At 63.2% G+C, this 19,802-nt stretch carries 17 protein-coding genes and 4 tRNA genes; 13 read left to right on the plus strand and 8 right to left on the minus strand.

All coding sequences use genetic code 11. The features are described 5' to 3' along the window. Window positions 1-80 precede the first annotated feature (80 nt). On the plus strand, window positions 81-1,868 hold the full coding sequence (locus O6R08_RS08905) for an ABC transporter ATP-binding protein (protein WP_271417803.1): 1,788 nt from the start codon (window positions 81-83) through the stop codon (window positions 1,866-1,868). 1 nt (window position 1,869) lies between these two features. Here the strand turns inward: O6R08_RS08905 and O6R08_RS08910 are convergent, their stop codons facing one another. Continuing rightward, window positions 1,870-2,745 carry a 1,4-dihydroxy-2-naphthoate polyprenyltransferase gene (locus O6R08_RS08910; RefSeq protein WP_271417804.1) on the minus strand — a complete coding sequence of 292 codons (876 nt, stop codon included), beginning with the start codon at window positions 2,743-2,745 and terminating at the stop codon, window positions 1,870-1,872. A 206-nt stretch (window positions 2,746-2,951) separates the two neighbouring features. On the opposite strand from O6R08_RS08910, the gene O6R08_RS08915 reads away from it, so the two are divergent. The 4 genes from O6R08_RS08915 (at window position 2,952) to dhaM (ending at window position 6,391) form a co-directional block, all read left to right on the plus strand. After that, a complete protein-coding gene (locus O6R08_RS08915) occupies window positions 2,952-4,229 on the plus strand; it encodes an MFS transporter (RefSeq protein ID WP_271419338.1) in 1,278 nt (425 codons plus the stop codon). 91 nt (window positions 4,230-4,320) lie between these two features. Continuing rightward, a complete protein-coding gene (dhaK, locus tag O6R08_RS08920; RefSeq protein WP_271417805.1) occupies window positions 4,321-5,322 on the plus strand; it encodes a dihydroxyacetone kinase subunit DhaK in 1,002 nt (333 codons plus the stop codon). Continuing rightward, entirely contained in the window at window positions 5,310-5,963 is a 654-nt protein-coding gene (gene dhaL, locus O6R08_RS08925; RefSeq protein ID WP_271417806.1) for a dihydroxyacetone kinase subunit DhaL, read from the plus strand. The genes dhaK and dhaL overlap by 13 nt, the downstream gene beginning before the upstream one ends. Further along, window positions 5,960-6,391: a dihydroxyacetone kinase phosphoryl donor subunit DhaM gene (dhaM, locus tag O6R08_RS08930; protein ID WP_271417807.1), complete on the plus strand. Its 432-nt coding sequence runs from the start codon at window positions 5,960-5,962 to the stop codon at window positions 6,389-6,391. Before dhaL ends, dhaM begins: the two co-directional genes overlap by 4 nt. A gap of 94 nt (window positions 6,392-6,485) precedes the next feature. Here dhaM and O6R08_RS08935 read toward each other — a convergent pair whose 3' ends face one another. Both O6R08_RS08935 and O6R08_RS08940 read right to left on the minus strand, forming a co-directional pair. After that, window positions 6,486-6,944, minus strand: a complete 459-nt coding sequence (locus O6R08_RS08935) for a deoxycytidylate deaminase (RefSeq protein WP_271417808.1) — start codon at window positions 6,942-6,944, stop codon at window positions 6,486-6,488. An 87-nt stretch (window positions 6,945-7,031) separates the two neighbouring features. Then, window positions 7,032-8,015, minus strand: coding sequence for a cation diffusion facilitator family transporter (locus O6R08_RS08940; protein WP_271417809.1), 984 nt, complete (start codon window positions 8,013-8,015; stop codon window positions 7,032-7,034). A 77-nt stretch (window positions 8,016-8,092) separates the two neighbouring features. Between O6R08_RS08940 and O6R08_RS08945 the strand changes: the two genes are divergently transcribed. The 3 genes from O6R08_RS08945 (at window position 8,093) to O6R08_RS08955 (ending at window position 11,709) form a co-directional block, all read left to right on the plus strand. Continuing rightward, window positions 8,093-9,058, plus strand: coding sequence for a lactate/malate family dehydrogenase (locus O6R08_RS08945; protein WP_271417810.1), 966 nt, complete (start codon window positions 8,093-8,095; stop codon window positions 9,056-9,058). 133 nt (window positions 9,059-9,191) lie between these two features. Further along, entirely contained in the window at window positions 9,192-10,157 is a 966-nt protein-coding gene (locus O6R08_RS08950) for a lactate/malate family dehydrogenase (protein ID WP_271417811.1), read from the plus strand. A 49-nt stretch (window positions 10,158-10,206) separates the two neighbouring features. Continuing rightward, window positions 10,207-11,709 (plus strand): patatin-like phospholipase family protein, encoded by a 1,503-nt coding sequence (locus O6R08_RS08955; protein ID WP_271417812.1) that lies wholly within the window; start codon window positions 10,207-10,209, stop codon window positions 11,707-11,709. Between the two features lie 60 nt (window positions 11,710-11,769). Here the strand turns inward: O6R08_RS08955 and O6R08_RS08960 are convergent, their stop codons facing one another. Beyond that, window positions 11,770-12,549, minus strand: a complete 780-nt coding sequence (locus O6R08_RS08960) for an HAD-IIA family hydrolase (RefSeq protein ID WP_271417813.1) — start codon at window positions 12,547-12,549, stop codon at window positions 11,770-11,772. Window positions 12,550-12,681: 132 nt separating this feature from the next. Further along, a tRNA-Lys gene (locus O6R08_RS08965) sits at window positions 12,682-12,755 on the minus strand. 458 nt (window positions 12,756-13,213) lie between these two features. Here O6R08_RS08965 and O6R08_RS08970 point away from each other — a divergent pair. From O6R08_RS08970 to O6R08_RS08990, 5 genes are all read left to right on the plus strand, one after another. After that, window positions 13,214-14,635, plus strand: a complete 1,422-nt coding sequence (locus tag O6R08_RS08970; RefSeq protein ID WP_333907888.1) for a C40 family peptidase — start codon at window positions 13,214-13,216, stop codon at window positions 14,633-14,635. Between the two features lie 168 nt (window positions 14,636-14,803). Further along, window positions 14,804-14,876, plus strand: a tRNA-Glu gene (locus O6R08_RS08975). Window positions 14,877-15,241: 365 nt separating this feature from the next. Next, window positions 15,242-15,315, plus strand: a tRNA-Asp gene (locus tag O6R08_RS08980). 60 nt (window positions 15,316-15,375) lie between these two features. Next, a tRNA-Phe gene (locus O6R08_RS08985) sits at window positions 15,376-15,449 on the plus strand. Window positions 15,450-15,698: 249 nt separating this feature from the next. Then, window positions 15,699-16,280 carry a hypothetical protein gene (locus tag O6R08_RS08990; RefSeq protein WP_271417814.1) on the plus strand — a complete coding sequence of 194 codons (582 nt, stop codon included), beginning with the start codon at window positions 15,699-15,701 and terminating at the stop codon, window positions 16,278-16,280. A gap of 112 nt (window positions 16,281-16,392) precedes the next feature. On the opposite strand, the gene O6R08_RS08995 is transcribed toward O6R08_RS08990, so the two are convergent. The 3 genes from O6R08_RS08995 to O6R08_RS09005 form a co-directional block, all read right to left on the minus strand. Next, entirely contained in the window at window positions 16,393-17,319 is a 927-nt protein-coding gene (locus O6R08_RS08995; RefSeq protein WP_271417815.1) for a carbohydrate ABC transporter permease, read from the minus strand. After that, a complete protein-coding gene (locus O6R08_RS09000) occupies window positions 17,319-18,215 on the minus strand; it encodes a carbohydrate ABC transporter permease (protein ID WP_271419339.1) in 897 nt (298 codons plus the stop codon). Before O6R08_RS09000 ends, O6R08_RS08995 begins: the two co-directional genes overlap by 1 nt. Before the next feature lie 169 nt (window positions 18,216-18,384). Continuing rightward, complete coding sequence (locus tag O6R08_RS09005) at window positions 18,385-19,689, minus strand: ABC transporter substrate-binding protein (RefSeq protein ID WP_271417816.1); 1,305 nt, start codon at window positions 19,687-19,689, stop codon at window positions 18,385-18,387. Between the last annotated feature and the right edge of the window lie 113 nt (window positions 19,690-19,802).

The following is a 19,802-nucleotide window of genomic DNA, read 5'->3' on the forward strand; positions in this document are numbered from 1 at the left end:
AGAGATGATCCCGGTCACACAAAGCGATACCGTTTAGTTGACACGTCCCCGATCATCTCGAAACTCTCGTCTGGAGACCCATGCGTTCTTTGACACGAATCCTTCGATTCACCTCGCAGCTGTGGAAGTTCTACCTCGGGGTCGTCATCTCGGCTGTCATCGTCGCCCTCACCCAGTTGGCAGTCCCCTTCGTCATTGCCCGGGCCACTGATCTCGCCGTGGCGGGCGTGCGCGGCAACGATCATCACATCCGCGACATCATGGTGCTCGCGGTGGTCATTCTCGTCCTCGATGTCGTCAACTCCCTGCTCACCAACGTCAACGGTTGGCTGGGTGACATCATGAGCGCAAAGATGCGCCAGATCCTGTCGACTCGCTACTTCACCAAACTCATGGAGCTGCCGCAATCGTGGTTCGACGAGGAACTCACCGGGTCGATCACCTCCAAGCTCACCCGATCGATCACCAACGTCACCGACTTCGCCAAGGCCTTCTCGAACAATTTCTTCACCCTGCTGTTGACGACGGTCGCCATCCTCATCATTTCGGCCATCTATTACTGGCCGCTGGCCCTGCTGTTGGCCATCGTTTTTCCGATTTACGTCTGGCTGACGGCCTTGACCTCACGCAACTGGCAGACCCACCAGGACGTCATCAACCACCACATCGACACCGCCGGGGGACGATTCCAGGAAGTCGTCTCCCAGATTCGCGTCGTCAAGTCCTACGTCACCGAGGCCAGCGAGCAAAAACAGTTCAATGACCACTATGACGCCACCGTCGAGGCCACTCGACGCCAGTCCAACCACTGGCACTTCATGGACACCGTGCGGCGGGTGGTCCTCAACGTCATCTTCTTTGGTATCTACGCCATCATCTTTGTCCGAACTGCCAAGGGATATTTCAGCGTCGGCGACATGATCCTGCTCATCCAGCTCATGATGCTGGCCCGCCAGCCGGTGCAGATGATGAGCTACATCATTGACGTCGCCCAGCGCGCGGTGGCCGGGTCGAAGGACTACTTCTCAGTCATGGAGACCCGCCCGGCCCACGTGCCGCAGGTCGCGACGACGGCCATCCGTGAGCCCGAACCGGGTATTCCGATGATCTCCTTCGATGACACCGTCTTCAGCTACGACGGCGCCAACCGGGTCATCGACCACGTCACATTCGACGTCAATCCCGGCGAGAAGGTCGCGCTTGTGGGCGAATCTGGGGGTGGAAAGTCCACCCTGGTGAACCTGCTACTCGGCCTCTACCCGGTCACCGAGGGCACCGTCATGGTGGCCGGAAACGACATCTCCCAGGTCGCCCCCGAGGCCCTGCGACGCCGTATCGGCGTGGTCTTTCAAGACCCTGCCCTGTTCTCCGGGTCCATCCGGGAGAACATCGCCTACGGCACCGAGGCCACCGACGAGCAGATCCGCGACGCCGCCCGACGCGCCTACGCCGACCGCTTCATCCAGCGATTCCCTCAGCAGTACGACACCCTCGTCGGGGAGCGCGGCATCAAGCTGTCGGGTGGCCAGAAACAGCGCATCTCGATTGCCCGGGCGCTGCTCAAGGATGCCCCCATCCTCGTCCTCGATGAGGCCACCTCGGCCCTGGACACCAAGTCTGAGCGCTGGGTGCAAGCTGGTCTGGAATCCCTCATGGCCGATCGCACCAGCCTCATCATTGCCCACCGTCTCTCGACGATCTCCAGCGTTGACCGGATCGTCACCCTGGATGCCGGTCGCGTCGACGAGATCGGCACCCCGGCTGAGCTGGCCACATCCGGCGGGATTTACGCCGAATTGCTCGCTCTACAGGCCTCCAGTTCGAAGGCCGACCGCAAGCGGCTGGAGCGCTTCGGCATCAAGCTGTAACTCAGATGAGAGCCGCGACGAACAGACCTATCGAGCCCACCAGCTCGGCCAGGCCAGTGTTCTTGAGAACCGGCACGAGTGCCATTCCGGTTGTCCTGGTGACCATGGCCTTCACCGGGGAGACGAGCAAAGCGATCATGAGCAGCCCCAGCAGGGCCCACCAGGTCGTCAAGGCCGCGACGACGACGACACCGACGCAGGCCAGGAACACCAGAGCGAGGTAGCAGACTCGGGTTCCCTGAGGCCCCAGTTTGGTGGCCAGAGTGCGCTTGCCGCTGATGCGGTCCCCGTCGATGTCACGCAGGTTGTTGGCTACCAGTACCGCGCACGCCAGGAAACCGATGAGGCTGGCCGTCACCCACCCAGCGGCACCAACGTGATCGGTCTGGACGTAGATCGTGCCACCGACGGCCACCAATCCGAAGAAGACGAAGACGAAGACCTCCCCCAGCCCGGCATATCCATAGGGGTGAGATCCTCCGGTGTAGAACCAGGCCGCGAGGATGCACGCCAGGCCCAGGATGAGGAACCACCAGTGCCCGGTGATGATGGTGATGACCAGACCAGCCACCGCCGAGACACCGAAACACCCGAAGGCTGCAGCCTTGACGTGAGAGGGCTCGGCCACCCCGGACCCGACCAGCCGCAGCGGACCGACGCGATCCTCACCGTCGGAGCCGCGAATGCCGTCGGAATAGTCATTGGCGAAGTTCACCCCGATGACCAGCCCCAGGGCCACCACCAGACACAGCGCCGCCAGCCCCCAGCGCGCACCGCCGGTAGCGATGGCGATCGCGGTTCCGGCGAGCACCGGCGCGATCGCGGTGGGAAGGGTGCGCGGACGCGCCCCCTCGAGCCATTGGGCTGGTGTGGCCATGGACAACTCCTAAAGTGGACGGTGAGGACGTGACCGTGACGTCATGACGGCGCTGCACCGCAGACGCCCCGGAGCATGCGCCACCCGCGACGATATCGCCGCTGCACGTTCAACCTCACATCAGCAGGAATTACGGAAACGGTACATACTTTCTGGTATCCCCACACATCCCATCGACCTTGGCAGGAGCCTCTTCCGTGAGAACCATGTTCGCCAGCCTGGCGGTTCCGAACTATCGGATCTACTTCTCAGGCTCCCTCATGACGAACATGGGACAGTGGATGGCCCGTACCGCCCAGTCGTGGCTGGTGCTGGTCATCCTCACCCACGGCAACGCAGCCATGCTGGGCTGGGTGATGGCGGTGAACTTCGCCCCCATCCTCCTCATCACCCCGTGGGCCGGGGCCCTGGCTGACCGGATGTCCAAGCGCCGCATCATGGTGGCCGCCCAGATCGTCCTGGCCATTGACGCCGCGATCCTGTCGGCCCTCGTGCTCACCGGGGCCGTCAAACTATGGATGGTCTTCGTCCTGTCAGTCATGGACGGTATCGCCGGGGCCTTCTACAGCCCTGCTGCTCAGGCCTTCGTCTCCGAGCTCGTGCCACGAAAGAACCTGCCCAACGCGGTGAGCCTCAACTCGGCCTCCTTCAACGGGGCCCGCCTGCTCGGACCTGGCCTGGGTGGACTACTCATCGCCGCCGTCGGCGTCGGCTGGGTCATGGCCATCGACGTCGTCTGCTTCATCGGGTTCATCACCACCCTGCTGTTCATCAAGGCTGAGCGTCTCTACACCTCCCCACCACCGGCGGAGAAGGCCCGAGTGCGCGACGGTGTCCGCTACGTCAGGCGTCGCCCCGACCTCGTCATCCTGCTGGCCATCGGGTTCATGATGGGAACCTTCGGCTTCAACTTCAACATCTCCGATGCCGTCATGGCGACTCAGGCCTTCGGCAAGGGGTCTGGCGAGTACGGTCTGCTCGGGTCCCTCATGGGTATCGGCTCGATGGCTGCCGCCCTGGGATCGGCTCGACGCAGGCCCCGGCTGCGTTGGGTCGAGCTCGCCTTGCTGGTTTACAGCGTCAGCATGGGTCTGTCGGCCCTGGCCCCGAACTACGCCACCTTCGCCGTCCTCAAGATCTTCGTCGGCTGGGGGGCCATCTCGACCCTCATCACCGCCAACGCCATGGTGCAGACCTCGGTCACCCCGCAGATGCGCGGGCGCGTCATGAGCCTGTGGGCGACCCTCGTGATGGGCGGCACCCCGTTCGTCTCCCCCATCGTCGGATGGATCGGCAACGCCGTCGGTCCGCGCGCCACGGTCGCATGGGGAGCGATCAGCCTGGGCATCACCTTCATCGTCATCACCGCCGTCATCATGCACAACGACAAGATCCGGGTCGTGTTTGATCCCTCCAAGCGGGCACCGTGGCTGCGTCAGGTACGTGGCAAGGTGACGATCGACTACGTTCAGCAGACGAAGTGAGCTATTGACTCGTCCAACACCACGTGAACACAGTCCACCATTTACCCAAACCCGTCTGGAAAACCGTGGTCAAGATGGTTCACTGGGTGCCATGAAGAAACTCATCAATGCTGTTGAGGATGTCGTCGTTGATTCCCTGCGTGGCGTGGCGGCCGCCCATTCTGATTGTCTGAAAGTCGATCTCGAACACCGCATCGTGCTGCGCGCCGGCGGCCCGGTCAGCGGGAAGGTTGGCCTGGTCTCCGGTGGCGGGTCCGGCCACGAGCCGATGCACTCGGGCTATGTCGGTCGCGGAATGCTCGACGCTGCGTGCTGCGGCGAGGTGTTCACCTCCCCGGTTCCTGACCAGATTACCGAGGCCACCAAGGCCGTTGACGGTGGTGCTGGCGTGCTTCACATCGTCAAGAACTACACCGGCGACGTCATGAACTTCGACATGGCCGCCGAGATGGCCTCGATGGAGGCCGGCACCCGCGTCGAGTCCGTCGTCATTGCTGACGACGTTGCCGTGCAGGACTCCCTGTACACCGCCGGTCGCCGTGGTGTCGGCCTGACGGTCCTGGCTGAGAAGATCCTTGGTGCCGCAGCCGAGGAGAAGCGCGACCTCGACGCCCTGCTCGAGTTGGCCAGGCGGATCAATGACGGTGGCCGCTCCTTCGGCGTCGCCCTCACCTCCTGCACCGTCCCGGCCGCCGGCAAGCCCACCTTCGACCTCGGCGCCGACGAGATGGAGTCCGGCGTCGGTATCCACGGTGAGCCCGGCCGCGAAACCGTCAAGTTGGGGACGGCCGCCGAGGTGGCTGCCCAGATCGTCGAGCCCATCCTCGCTGACCGCGATTTCACTGGGTCCCCCGTGATCGCCATGCTCAACGGAATGGGTGGAACCCCGCTCATCGAGCAATACCTGGTGTGGGGAGAGGTCGCCAAGATCCTCGAGGGCAAGGGCGTCACGGTAGCCCGCACCCTGGTCGGCAACCACATCACGAGCCTGGAGATGGCAGGATGTTCCTTGACCTTGCTCTCCGCTGACGACGATCTCCTGACGTTGTGGGATGCCCCGGTGGAGACTCCTGGACTTCGATGGGGATGCTGATGCCTGAAATTACTGCCGCGACCGTGTCCGAGTGGCTCAAGGACTACTCGGCGGTCATCTCGGAGCACGCGAATGAGCTCACTGACCTGGATCGCCAGATCGGTGACGCCGACCACGGTTCGAACATGGCCCGCGGAATGAACGCAGTTGCCGCTCTCGACCCGCAGTCGTTCAGCAGCGCCTCCGAGTTGCTCAAGAAGGCGGGAATGACGCTGGTGAGCACCGTCGGTGGTGCTTCCGGTCCGCTGTACGGCACGTTCTTCCTGCGTCTGTCGACGGTCATCAAGACCGACGGCGAGCCCACGGCTCAGCTGCTTGCCGATGCCCTCGATTCGGGTCTGGCCGGCATCGTGGCGCGCGGCAAGGCTGAGGTGGGCGACAAGACCCTGGTTGATGCGCTGTCTCCCGCCGTTGATGCCGCCAAGCAGGTCGCCGCAGACGGTGGCTCTGTCGCCGACGCCCTTGCCAAGGCGTCCACGGCTGCCGATGAGGGCCGTGATTCGACCATCGAGATGGTGGCTCGTCGCGGCAGGGCGTCCTACCTGGGAGAACGAAGCAAGGGACACCAGGATCCCGGAGCCACGTCGATGGCCCTGCTCGTGGAGTCCGCTGCACGCTGCCTGTCAGGAGGTCAGTCATGAGCGAGCCGAACCAGGGAGTGGGCATCGTCATCGTCTCCCACAGTCGGGCGCTGGGACGAGCCGCAGCCGACCTGGCTTCCCAGATGCTGCCCGGCCCGGAGACTCCGCCCATCGAGGTTGCCGCAGGCCTCGACGAGACCACCCTGGGCACCGACGCGGCTGCCGTGAGCGCCGCCATCGAGAAGATGGGTAGTTGTGACGGAATCCTCGTGCTGGTGGATCTTGGATCAGCGATTCTGTCGGCTGAGATGGCCCTGGAGTTCCTCGATCCGACGATCGCCAGCAAGGTGACGATTTCCACCGCCCCGCTGGTCGAGGGGGCTGTCGTCGCCGCTGTCATGGCGTCGACGGGAGCCGAGTTGGAGGTCGTCGCCGCCGAGGCGGAAAAGGCTCTGGAACCGAAAATCTCCCAGCTTTCCAACGACTGAGCGCGTACTCAAACGTAACGGTGGTGTCCGGGTTTTCTGGACACCACCGTTTCCATGATGTGAACGCAGCCGAGGGCTGTGGGGCCGCACACCGTCACAACTGCCAGTCGACCAGCCCGTCCGCGTCGAACTCGCCGGCAGGCCACACCGCCCTCACCACGCCGGCAGCCGCGAGCGCCTTGCGGCATCCCGGGCAGGGCTTGTCGGTGACGTAGGCCGTCGCCCCGACGGTGTCTCGGGTGGCGAAGAGTAGGGCATTGACCTCGGCGTGGATGGCGATGCAAAACCCTGGCGAACCGGGAACGTCGTAGTCGGAGAAGGCTGGCACCTCGCCATATCCCAGCCGACCGCGCGGGCAGGCTCCCTCCAAACAGTCCGGACGACCGGGAGCGGCACCGTTGTAGCCTGTGGCGATGATGCGGTGCTCGTGGACGAGGAGGGCACCGACGCGACGGCGGGTGCATTTGGCCCGGGCCGCGACGGCCTCAGCTATACCCAGGAAGTACTCGTCCCAATCAGGCACCGTCACAACCTCGCCGTTGACCTCAGCCATGGGGGCTCCTCTCGCTCGTCGATCATCGTGGGTCTGCCAGAGATGTGTGTTCGACCATGACTGACCCTAGACCAGCCGTCCACGGACTCAGACGTCCATGTCCTCATAGGACCGGGGGTCCTCGATCGGCTCCAAGTGGCCACTCACCCGCATTTCAGGCCATTCGGCGAGGATGTCGTCAATGAGATCCTCCATGGCGTCATGGCCCTGCTTGACCGTCCAGGACCCCGGCACGAGCATGTGGAACTCGAGGAAGCGTCGGTACCCGGCCTCCCGAGTGCGCACCGCGTGGAATTTGATGTGGTCGTTGGAACGGGCGTCCAGGAAATCCCGAATCGCCTGGTTGTCCTCCTTGGGCAAGGAGACGTCGAGCAGGGCCGTGCCGGACTGGCCGACGAGCCTGGCGCCGGTCACGAGGATGTTCACGCCCACCCCGAAAGCGACGATCGGGTCCAGGCGTTGCCAACCGGTCAGCCAGACCAGAGCGACCCCGACCAGAACCCCAACCGAGGTCCACACGTCGGTCAGTAGGTGCTTCCCATCGGCGATGAGGGTCATGGAGCGACGCTGCCGACCATTCTTGAGCAGCACCCACGCGACCACCCCATTGACCAGCGAGGCCACCACCGAGACCAGCAAGCCGATCCCGGCGTCCTCGATGGGCTGGGGGTGGAGGAATCGCTGAATCGCGGTGTAGATGATGACCGCAGCCGCGATGAAGATCATCATCCCCTCGGCACCGGCGGAGAAATACTCGGCCTTCGAGTGCCCGAAGTGGTGATTCTTGTCCGGCGGACGGATCGAGACCTTGAGAGCGATCAGGGCGATGATGGCGGCGACGAGGTTGACGAGGGATTCCGCAGCATCCGAGAGCAGCCCCACCGATCCAGTGATGCGCCAGGCGAGGGTCTTCAGCAGGATCGTCACAGCGGCCGCAGCGATCGACAGCCATGCGAAACGACTGAGGTCTTCTGGTGGCTGGTGTCGCGGGGGCGCCTCGGGGATGTCGGGAATTGTCGTCACCCACGCATTCTGACAGCCCACACGGTGTTCTTGACAAAGGACGGTCAACGGCGAGATGCCACGTCGATGAATCGGTCAAGGTGCATCATGGATGGACACCACGAGGACGATCTAAGGAGTTCACAATGCCGATCAAGCCGCACAAGTTGGGGATCATCGGAGTCGGTCGAGTTGGAGAAGCGGTGCTCTTCGATGCCATGGCAAGTGGGATCTTCGCCCGCATCGTCCTCATCGACACCAAGGAGGGGCTGCCTGAAGGCCAGGCACTCGATCAGCATCACGCGACTGCCGTTCCCAATATGCCCAACACCACGGTGATTGCCGGCGACTACGACGACCTGACCGACGCCGACGTCATCGTCATCGCCGCTGGGCCGTCCATTGATCCGGCCAAGGGTCCGGCCACGGGCGCCGATCGCCGAGAACTGGCAGCCACGAATGGCCGGATCATGCGCGAGGTCATGACCGAGATCACCAAGCGCAACCATGACGCCGCCATCATCATCTGCTCCAACCCGCTGGACGCCAACGTCCACATCGCCAGCACTGAGTTCGACCACCCGCAGGGGCTCGTCATGGGCACCGGCACCCTCTTGGACTCGGCGCGGATGTGCCGAATCATCGCAGACCACGTCGGGGTGAACCCAGAATTCGTGCGCGGCTACATGATCGGCGAGCACGGCCCGTCGGGATTCCCCCACATCAGCGGGGTCAACGTTGGTGGGGTCAGTTTCGAGGGCCTTCCGAGGGTTTTCGGCGTCGATCCGCTGGACCCCGACGACATCGCCACCCGCACCAACAATGGCGGAACGGATGTGTTCAACCTCAAGGGCTGGACGAACGCCGGGGTTGGGCAGGCCGCGATGACGATCGCGCGAGCCATCGTGCGTGACGAGCGGTCTCTCTACCCGGTCTGCACCACCCTGCACGGCCAGTACGGCCACGACGGCGACGTCTCCATGAGCACACCGTGCATCATCGGGGCCCGCGGCGTCGAGCAGATCGTCGAGGTACCCCTGAGCGAGTGGGAGCAAGGGCACCTGGCGACGACCATCCAGGCCATTCAGGACACCGTGGCTATCGCGTCTTGACGCTGCTGGAACAGCGCACAGAGCCACTGCAGTCGTCGCGACGGGACAGGCCGTCACGAAATTGAAACATCCCCGGTAGATGATGGACGCCGTTGGTGCGTAGTGCACCAGTCGACGACTGCAGGAGGTCCCCATGCCCATCAAGCCGCACAAGCTCGCGATCGTCGGGGTTGGTCGCGTCGGTGACGCCGTGCTCTCAGATGCCATGATGAGCGGCCTTTTCGGTGAGATTTGTGTCATCGACGTCAACGAGGACATGGCTGCCGGTCAGGCTCTCGACCAGCACCACGCCACCGCGCTGCCGAACGTCGCCAACGTCAACGTCTACGCCGGCAACTACGACGACGTGTCCGACGCCGACATCATCATCGTCACGGCTGGTCCCTCCATCACTGCTGGCAAGAACGGTGCAACCGGTGCCGCGCGCCGTGAACTGGCCGCCACCAACGGCACGATCATCCGGGCCACCATGGCGCAGATCACCAGCCGTAACCACGACGCGGCCATCATTATCTGCTCCAACCCGCTGGATGCCGTGGTTCACATCGCCAGCACCGAGTTCGACCATCCTCAGGGGCTGGTTCTGGGCACCGGGACGATCCTTGACTCGGCTCGAATGTGTCGCGTCATCGCCGACCATCTCGGGGTTGATCCGGACTATGTGCGCGGATACATGATCGGCGAGCATGGCCCCTCTGGTTTCCCGATGTTCAGCGGAGTCAACGTCGGCGGTGTCGGCTTCGACGGGCTGGCAGAACTGTTCGACGTCCCTCCGCTGGACCGCGACGACCTCACCGAGCGCATCAACCACGCCGGCATCGCCGTGTTCAACCTCAAGGGCTGGACGAGCGCCGGCATCGGACACTCGGCCCTGACGATCGCTCGGTCCATCCTCCTCGACGATCATGCCGTCTACCCGGTCTGCACCACCCTGCGCGGCCAGTACGGCCATGACGGCGACGTGTCCATGGGCGTGCCCTGCGTCATCGGGGCCAAGGGGGTCGAGAGAATCCTCGAGGTGCCGCTGGATGGCTGGGAGCGGGAGCACCTGGACACCACGATCAAGGCCATCCAGGAGACCATCGCGGCTGCCTCCTGACAGGGCCCATCACGCCATGAGGGTTGACTACGGCCCGTAGGATCGAGGCATGGAACTCCCCTCATGGCTCGGCATTCCCACCCTCCCCTTCGGACTCGGAAGCCGGACTCCCCAACAGGGGCTCGTCCTTGCCGGAGGCGGGTCCAGAGCCTCCTTCCAGATGGGGGCACTGCGACACCTCTATGACGTCGTCGGCATTGCTCCGACCGTCATGGTGGCGACCTCGGCCGGGTCAATCGTGGCCTGCACGCTGGCCCAGTGGACCGATCCGGACCAACAGGCGGCTGCACTGCGTCGATTGGAGACGATGTGGCTGGAGATGACCGACCAGACCGACATGTTCACCCCACGCGCATGGTTTTCCCGGTTGTTGGAGAAGGGTCCGGAATGGATGTCCCTGCTCAACCGAGAGGCCGCCAAACCCAAGAGTCCACGCCCGTGGATGAGCCTGCCCTTCCACCACGGCGAGGAGGAGACGAAGGTCCCCGACCCGGCAGAACCGGTCGCCGGCCGTGACGACGACCGCCTCACCGGCCAGGCGTGGACCCTGGAGATCGCCACCCGTGACGACCCGATTCCCACCGATTCCTGGACGCCGGGCGTCGTCTTGCAGGTGTTGTCCGCCCTGTCGCGGTTGAGTCTGGATGGCGGCGACATTTCCACCATCGTGCGTGGCGCCGAGGCCTCGGGATCGACCTACCGTGCCGGCCCCATTCTGGCCAAGCTCCTGGATCGCAACTTCTTCAAGTCGGAGTTGCTGGCCACCTCCGGGATGTCGATCCGTCTTGCCACGGTGGCCCTGGAGTCCGGGGAGCTGCGCTACGTGACCGAGTCCGGCGAGCTCGTCGACCGGGACAACAACCCCATCGGCTCCTCGACCTTTGACGTCTCCCGTGGGGTGCTCGCATCGTGCTCGATTCCTGGGGTGTTTCGTCCGGTCGACCTTGACGGGGAGCACTATGTTGACGGCGGCCTGCGCGAGAACGTGCCCGCGGAGATGGCCATCGGTCACCTTGGCGTCACGAACCCCTACGTCATCACCTGTTCACCGCAGGGAGCCAGCAGGGAGTCTGATTTCGGGTCGCGCAACATGCTTGACCTGGTGACCAGATCGGTGTCGATCCTCACCGACGAGACCGAGCGCGATGAGGTCGCCTATGCCCGCAACGCCGGTGCGGTTGTCATCGGCCCGGAAATCTCGGTCCATGACTCCATGACGGTTGATCCCGGTCTGCTGCGCATCAATCGCGACTACGGCTGGATGTGCTCGGCCGAGACTCACGTCAAGGCCAGCTCGCAGGACCACGAACTGGTCAAGAATGCGGTTCGCACTCGAGTGCGTGGCTGGGAGTTGGAGCAGGCCTGGCTCAAGGAGGAGGCCACCCGCGACGAGATGACCCAGATGCAGCACGTCAAGGATCATCTGCGCGAGGTCGCGGCTCGAATGCCCGCTGACCTGGCTCCTGAGGGGATTGAGACCTGGGGGTACGTCCTCGAGGGACACGGGCACCCGGCAGCTCCCGAGGACGTCGTCATCCCCTGGCAGGTGTGAGGGGATGACGCGACGACGGCGGCTCCTCAGCGCGCCGCCGTCGCAGTGTCAGATGACCACTCAGATGAGCTCGTGAAGGTCCGCCACCGAGTCCAGAATGATGTTCGGACGGTAGGGGAACTGGTCGACGTCCTCACGCTTGGTGATGCCTGACAGCACCAGGACGGTCAACAGGCCTGCCTCCATTCCGGCAACCATGTCGGTATCCATCCGGTCACCGATCATGGCGGTCGTCTCGGAGTGGGCCTCGATGCGGTTCAAGGCCGAGCGGAACATCATCGGGTTGGGCTTTCCGACGATGTACGGCTTGTGCTTCGAGGCAGCCTCGATCATTGACGCGACGGCACCCGTGGCGGGCAGCGGGCCTTCCTTGCTGGGGCCGGTGGCGTCGGGGTTGGTGCAGATGAACCGTGCGCCGTCGACGATGAACCGGACGGCCTTGGTGATGGCTTCGAAGGAGTAGGTGCGGGTCTCACCGAGGACGACGTAGTCGGGGTCGGTGTCGGTGAGGATGAATCCGGCTGCGTGCAGGGCTGTCGTCAAGCCTGCCTCACCAATGACGTAGAGGCGGGCGCCGGGGTGCTGGTCAGCGAGGAAGTGCGCCGTCGCCAGCGCGGAGGTCCAAATGTTGTCCTCCGGCACCGTCAGGCCCGAAGCCTGCAACCGGGCGGCCAGGTCGCGCGGGGTGAAGATGGAATTGTTGGTCAGGACCAGGAATCGCTTCGAGGTGTCGACCCATCGATTGATGAGATCGCTGGCGCCAGGAACCTCGTGGTTCTCGTGGACGAGCACGCCGTCCATGTCGGTCAGCCAGCACTCGATGTCTGCAGGATCTCTCATGAGGCCAAGGTTACCGAGCGGGAGGCTTGCACAGGACGGATGGGTGACAACACGCACCTCTCTGCACGCGCCGACCGGGTGGCGCGGCACGATGGCCACGGCATGGCGATGATCGGACGGGCTGTGAACGGGTGCCCCCACTGGGACTCGAACCCAGGACCCGCGGATTAAAAGTCCGCTGCTCTAACCAACTGAGCTATGGAGGCCCCCTTAGTGTAGCGAAGGCCCCATGGTGGTGCGAGACTGGCCCGATCCAGCCGATTCCCGAGATTGAGTCCAGCACGCCTCGCACCAGACCTGCCCTCAAAACGTCAACCAGTACTTCAGAGTTGGCAGAAAACTTGAGAGTCCTCATCCCCGACGACGAGGCTCTTCGACGCCCGGACCAGTACCAGCGGAATAACCCCTAGTCAAAGCGCATTTAGGGACCCTCCTCAACGCCAGTGACGCCCAAATGACAACTTTGAGATTCTCAGCCCTTTCTCGGTGTGTCGCGTTGACGTCAGCCGAAAACCCCTTCCCAACAAGTGGACGAATTCACTTTTGCCGCCTTGAATGGCGTTGTCACGAGAGGTGTTCCTGGTTGGGTCGGTGGACGGATCCGGGGAAGAGCCAGGAGCTCCTCGAATGAAGGCGGGTCCACACGCCGAAAGGAGTCAGTCCCATGGGTGTAGTGCGCCCGCTTCGGGCCGGGGTCGCAACCCTGGCCACCGCTGGTCTCGCCGTCGGCGCCAGTCAGATGTTCATTGCCCAAGCAGAAGCCGCCCACAGTTCAGTGGTTGCTCGAGTGTCTGCTCGCACCGCTGTCAACATCAGGTCGCAGGCACGCGCGGGTTCCACGATCCTGGGTGTCCTCGAGAGGGGCCAGCAGCTCAACCAGATCGGCACCCCGGTCAATGGATGGGTGCCCGTCGCCTACCGCGGCCACACTGCCTACGTCGACCACCACTACCTGACCTCGGTGGCATGGCATCAGTCCTCCTCCACTCCCTCTGCATCGACGTCGTCGATCGGCATCGCTCAGGCCACGACCTACGTCAACGTTCGAGCCGGACATTCCGTCCACTCCTCCAAGGTGGGCCTGCTGAGCCCGGGCCAGAAGGTCGGCATCACCGGCCGGACGTCCCAGGGATTCAGCGAGGTCGTCTACAACGGCACCCATCGCTGGGTGGCTTCGCGCTACCTGAGCACCACCGCCAACAAGCCGGCCCCCAAGCCCGCAGCCAAGCCGTCAACATCCACGACGATGTACACCACGGCCAACCTCAACCTACGCAACGGCTCCTCCATGAGCGCCTCGGTCATCACCTCCGTGCCACGCGGCACAGCCCTCACCACCACCGGACACAAGTCTGGAGTGTGGACCCAGGTGACCCACAACGGACGCACCCTGTGGGCCTCCAGCAAGTACCTCACCACCACCGCCGCAGCCAAACCAGCCCCCAAGCCGGCTCCCAAACCCGCAGCCAAGCCGTCAACATCCACGACGATGTACACCACGGCCAACCTCAACCTACGCAACGGCTCCTCCATGAGCGCCTCGGTCATCACCTCCGTGCCACGCGGCACAGCCCTCACCACCACCGGACACAAGTCTGGAGTGTGGACCCAGGTGACCCACAACGGACGCACCCTGTGGGCCTCCAGCAAGTACCTCACCACCACCGCCTCAGCCAAACCAGCCCCCAAGCCGGCGCCCAAACCCGCACCCAACCCTTCAGTTTCGCCCAGTAGTGCCCGGGCCGCCATTGTCAACTTCGCCAAGGCACAGGTGGGTAAGGTCTACATTTGGGGAGGCGAGGGCCCCAACGGCTTCGATTGCTCCGGCTTGGTGATGAGGGCGTACGAGAAGGCTGGAATCAACCTGCCCCACTACTCAGGGTCACAGATCGAGCGTGGTCATCGCATTTCCATGGACGAAATGCAGCCGGGAGACCTCTTCGCCAAACCCGGTGGCGGTCACATCGCCATCTACGTCGGCAACGGGCAGATAGTGGAAGCTGCGAACCCTCGTGCTGGAGTGCGCCTCACCTCCATCCGTTCCTCGTTGTACCCACTTCGCATTAATTCGGACATCCTCAACTGAACCACCACAACGCCGGCAACCCTGAAACGGGGTTGCCGGCGTGTGTCATTTCTTGGGTGCCAGAACCCCGTCGGTCGGCATTTCGCGCCGACGATTTCTCGTCTGTGACGTGCCCCAGATATGATGGCCCAGATCGACAGACGGCCGTCAAGGATGTGCCTTCGTCGAGTCCCGGTCGTCCAGAGGCCTAGGACACCGCCCTTTCAAGGCGGCAACGCGGGTTCGAATCCCGTCCGGGATACCCCCCAAGACCCCGTGTCACCTTCGATACGGGGTCTTTTCCATGCCATGCGGGCCTCATTGTCGCCCCCGCCCTCCTTGTCCTGGCCTGCCATCGCATTGGTCATCGCGAGACCCGAGAACCCTCGACGGAGATGTCGCCGTCAGCCGCGTGGGGTCCACCGCGCACCAGCACCGCCCGAAATCTCCAGCGAGTTCACTCTCGGTGAACACGCCACCCTTCCAGATCAACCCCCAGGGGGCCCGCAAAACACCTAGTCACAGCGATGTTCCAGCCCGCGTTCGCAGTCGATTTCCCTTCTGTCTCGAACTCTTGCTATATTTCTCGAGTTGCCTGAGGCAACGGTCCGGGCTCGAACGAGTCAAGGCCCCGTAGCGCAGTTGGTTAGCGCGCCGCCCTGTCACGGCGGAGGTCGTGGGTTCAAGTCCCATCGGGGTCGCCGAAGCGGTGATGGATTCATCACCGCTTTCGTGTTCATGAACCCTTTCGTGAACACGATGGCCGGGTAGCTCAGTTGGTAGTAGCGTTCGCCTGAAAAGTGAAAGGTCACCGGTTCGACCCCGGTCCCGGCCACTCGCAGAAAACAGTTTCTGCGTTACTGTGAGCCACCGGCCCGCATTTCACCATCAGTAGGCCCGCCAGGTCCTTTGAGTAAAGGGGTGTTAATTGTCCACATCCGAGAACCGCCGCGCAACGAGCAGGCGTACCGTCCTGGCTTCGAGCGCTTGGGCCGCTCCCGCTGTCCTGGCAGCAAACGCCCTCCCCGCATTCGCAGCTAGCAACCCCTCGACCCCTGAGTACTATCTGGGTTCCAGCGGTTCGATGGAGTACAGCTGGGACTCGGCTCAGCACAAACCCACGGCCGTCACTTTTACCAGTAACGTCAGCGCACCGGCAGGCGACGGCTACATCATGCCCCGCGGCTTCAACGTGCTGTACAAGGCAGGTTCCGGTAAATCCACCACCGCAACCCTCACGGGCCCCCTGTACTACTACGTGGCGGTACCCTCCAACCTGGTTTCGAGCTTCCAACTCGTCAACGCGTCCACATCACAGTGGGATGGGCCGGCCCTGGTGAAATCCAGGGTGACCCGATACTCATTCTTCGGCCCCAACAAACCGGTCACCAACCTGGCTAACGGTGCCTACGACGGCCTGTGGAATGTCTACCGCCTCACCTTCAAAGGTTCGAACACGAATACCACTGCGCTCATGACCACAACCTCGGAGCCCTCGTCGTGGCCCGGAAGTACCTTCACTCTCGTCGGGAAAGACGCTCCCGTTGTCGATGACGCTAAAGTCCCCTACTGGTGTGGCGCCGTCGGGTCCTTCACGACTGGAGACGGCGTCTCTGCAACCATGATCGGTAGCGTTATCCCGAAATGGACTAAGCCAGGTCCCTGAGAGGTGGGGTCGATGAGCTGACCCCCCCCCGGATTCCTCTGAAAACACTCAACGAGGGGCAGGCGACAACTCGCCTGCCCCTCGTTGCACCTCTGGGAGATTCGTCAGCGAATCACTTCACCGAACCACTCATGAGACCAGACACGAAGTACTTACCCAAAGCGATGTAAACCAGCAGGGTCGGCAGGCAGGCAACGAGCACACCCGCCATGATCTGCGGATAGTTCGGATTCTGCCCTGACGCCAAGGCGTTGAGGCCGAAGGTGACCGGGCCGTTGTTCTGGTTGGTCAAGAACAGCGCGAACAGGAAGTCATTCCACGCGCTGGTGAACTGCCAGATAAGGGTCACCACGAAGCCAGGAATGGACACCGGCAGCACAATCTTGGCGTAGGTCGAGATCGTGGCAGCACCGTCCACGCGGGCCGCCTCGATGATCTCCGAGGGCACAGCAGTGGCGTAGTAGTTGCGGAAGATCAGCGTGCAGATAGGGATGCCGTAGACCACGTGGCACAAGATCAGGGTAGGAATGCCGGCAAACCACGGGGCTCCCTGCTGAATGTCGAGCATCATGCCCGACAGCGGAATCATGATGGCCTGGTAGGGAATGAACATTCCGAACAGGAACAGCACGAAGATGACGTGCGATCCGGGGAACTTCCACTTAGCGAAGACGTAGCCGTTGAGAGACCCCAGGATGGCCGAGAGGATCGCTGCCAGCACTGCCATGACGAGCGAGCGTCCCATGGCAGGGGCCAGGGCATCCCAGGCGGCCTGCCAGCCTCCCACGGACCACACCCGCGGCAATTTCCATGCCGTCGACTGATCGTAGCCAGACGGCGTTTTGAAGCTCGTCACGAGCAGGGCGTAAGCGGGAGTCAGCACGAGCACTGCGAAGAACACCAGCAGCACGTAGCGGACTGCGCTCCAGGTCTTCTGCGCCGGGGTACGACGGCGACGGCGCTTGGGCAGGTTGGCAAGGTCCTCGCCGGACAACGGCGCGGAGAGAGAGCCCTCGACGGGAACGACGGAGCTGGACATCAGCGTCCTCCCTTCTCGGTGCGGTTGGTGTAGACGAGATACGGGACCACGACGACAGCCACGATGACCAACAAGATCGTCGCGTTGACGGCTGCGGCCGTCGGATTGTTGAGCTGGAACATCTGGGTCCACATCAAGGTGGCCGGCACCTCAGCGGTGTAGGAGCTCTGACCGGCAATGGCGTAAATGAGGTCGAACATCTTCATCGACATGTGGCCGACGATGATGAGGGCGCTCAGTGCGATCGGCGAGAGCTGCGGGAAGAGCACGTTCCAGTACAACTTGAACTCCGAGGCGCCGTCGACGCGAGCAGCCTCACGCTGATCCTCCGAAATCCCCCGGAATCCGGCCAGGAAGAGGGCCATGATGTAGCCCGACAACTGCCAGATCGCAGGGATCGCCATCGCCGCCATGTTGAACTTTCCGGACGAATACCACGACGACTGCAACCCCGGCATCCCCAGATGGACGAAGAGCTGGTTGAGACCAGTGGCCTGACCATCCTTGGCCGGGGACAGCAACCACCGCCAGATGACACCGGCAGCCACGAAGGAGACAGCCATCGGGAACAGGAACACCGAACGGAAGAACCCTTCGCCATTGACCCCGCGCTCCAGCAGGAGTGCCCACAACAGGCCAAAGATCATCGTCCCGGCGACGAAAACCACCGTCAGGACCAAGAGGTTCCACATGGCGTGCTGGTAGCGGTCGTCGGCCAACAACTGGGAGTAGTTCGCCCAGCCACCGGGTGCCTTGATGCGTCCCGACTTGGTCTTGACACGAGCCAGCGACGTGAAAACAGTTTTGCCGATGAAGCCGTAGACGAAGATACCGACGAGAATGATGGACGGTAGTACGAGGAGGAAGCTCGGAAGCCAGCGCTTCACTCTTTTCATCATGAAATCTCCCGATTCTGGGGGTGAAGAGCACGACACAGTGCCCTGACGGTGGGCACGAGCCCCTGGCGCAGTCTCAGTGGCGATGAGGCGTCAGGAGCAGTGCGTCCGGGGCGGTGTGGGGCCCGCGAGCGCGGACCCCACACCGGTCACGCCGACATCGGACGGATCACTTGCCGTACTTGTCGTGGGCGGCCGCCAGCGCGGAGGCCAGGTTGTCGGTGTTCTTGTCCTGGTAGAACTTGCTCATCGCGGTGTTGACCTCCGAGCTCCAGGCCAGGGAGACGGCAGCACCGTGGGCAACCGAGGAGACGATCGGCAGCTCCTTGAAGTCCTTCATGGCGTCCTGCTGGTACTTGCTGAATCCGTCCGGCTTGACGTCGGTACGTGCCGGGATGGACCCCTTGATCTGGTTGAAGGACTCCTGAGCCTCGGCGGAACCGACGAAGCGCAACCAGTCCTTGGTGGCCTCGGGGTTCTTGGTTCCGGTCGGCAGGGTGAAGGAGTCGGCCAGGAAGTCGTAGACGATCTCCTTGCCGGGGACGGCGAAGGCGGTGTAGTCGGTGCCGTACTTCTTGCCCTTCATCTCGAACTCGGCGACGGCCCAGTCGCCCATGACGTTGTAGGCAGCCTGGCCCGAAGCAACCATGTCGGTCGCCGCCGGCCAGTCGTCACCGTCAGATGCGGTGTTGGTGAAGGTGAGGACCTTCTTGTAATCCTCGATGGCCGACTTGACCTCAGGGCTGTCCCACGCCCCTTCCGGGGTGAACAGCTTGTTGTAACCGTCAGCACCCAGATCGGCAGCCAAGATGGACTCGAAAAGTTCGGTCTGGGTCCACGTGCCACCGATGGACAGCGGGGTGGCAACACCGGAGGCCTTGACCTTCTCCATATCGGCGATCCAACCCTTGACGTCGGTCGGGGTCTCGGTGACGCCAGCCTTCTTGAGCAGGGCCGAGTTGGCCCACACGACGTTGGCGCGGTGGATGTCGACCGGCACCGAGTAGATGTGGCCGTCCACGGTCAGACGCTCAGTGAGGGACTTCGGGAAGACCGACTCCCCGCCGAGCTGCTTGATGATCTCGTCAACGGCGTCGATCTGCTCGTTGTCGATGTAGTCGGTCAACTCAGCGCCGGCGTGACCCTGGAAGGAGCCAGGAGGGTTGCCGTTCTTGAGATCAGAGGCCAGCTTGGCCTTGGCGTTCGAGCCAGATCCACCAGCGACGGCCAGGTTCTTGAACGTGTCGTTCGGGTATTTCTCGGCGAACATCTTCTCCAGGGCCTGCAAGCCCTTGGCCTCGGAGCCGTCGGCCCACCAGGTGAACACTCCGACCTCGCCACCGGCACCGCCAGCCTTGGGGGTCGACGAGGACGTCGTCGACTCGTTGCTCTCGCTCTCCTCAGTCGTCGAGCTGCAGCCTGCCAGGACCAGCATTGATGCCATCGCAAGGGCTGCGATCTTCTTCGCGTACATTCCAAACCTCCATGTGGTTCGGTCAGACCCCATCCCCCGGCCTCGGTGCCGCGGTGTTGATCTGCACCTGCTGGGCGACGGTGCCCAGCAGGAAAAGTGTGACACAAAAATGT

It is taken from the genome of Cutibacterium equinum (genome assembly GCF_028021195.1).
GTDB lineage: Bacteria > Actinomycetota > Actinomycetes > Propionibacteriales > Propionibacteriaceae > Cutibacterium > Cutibacterium equinum.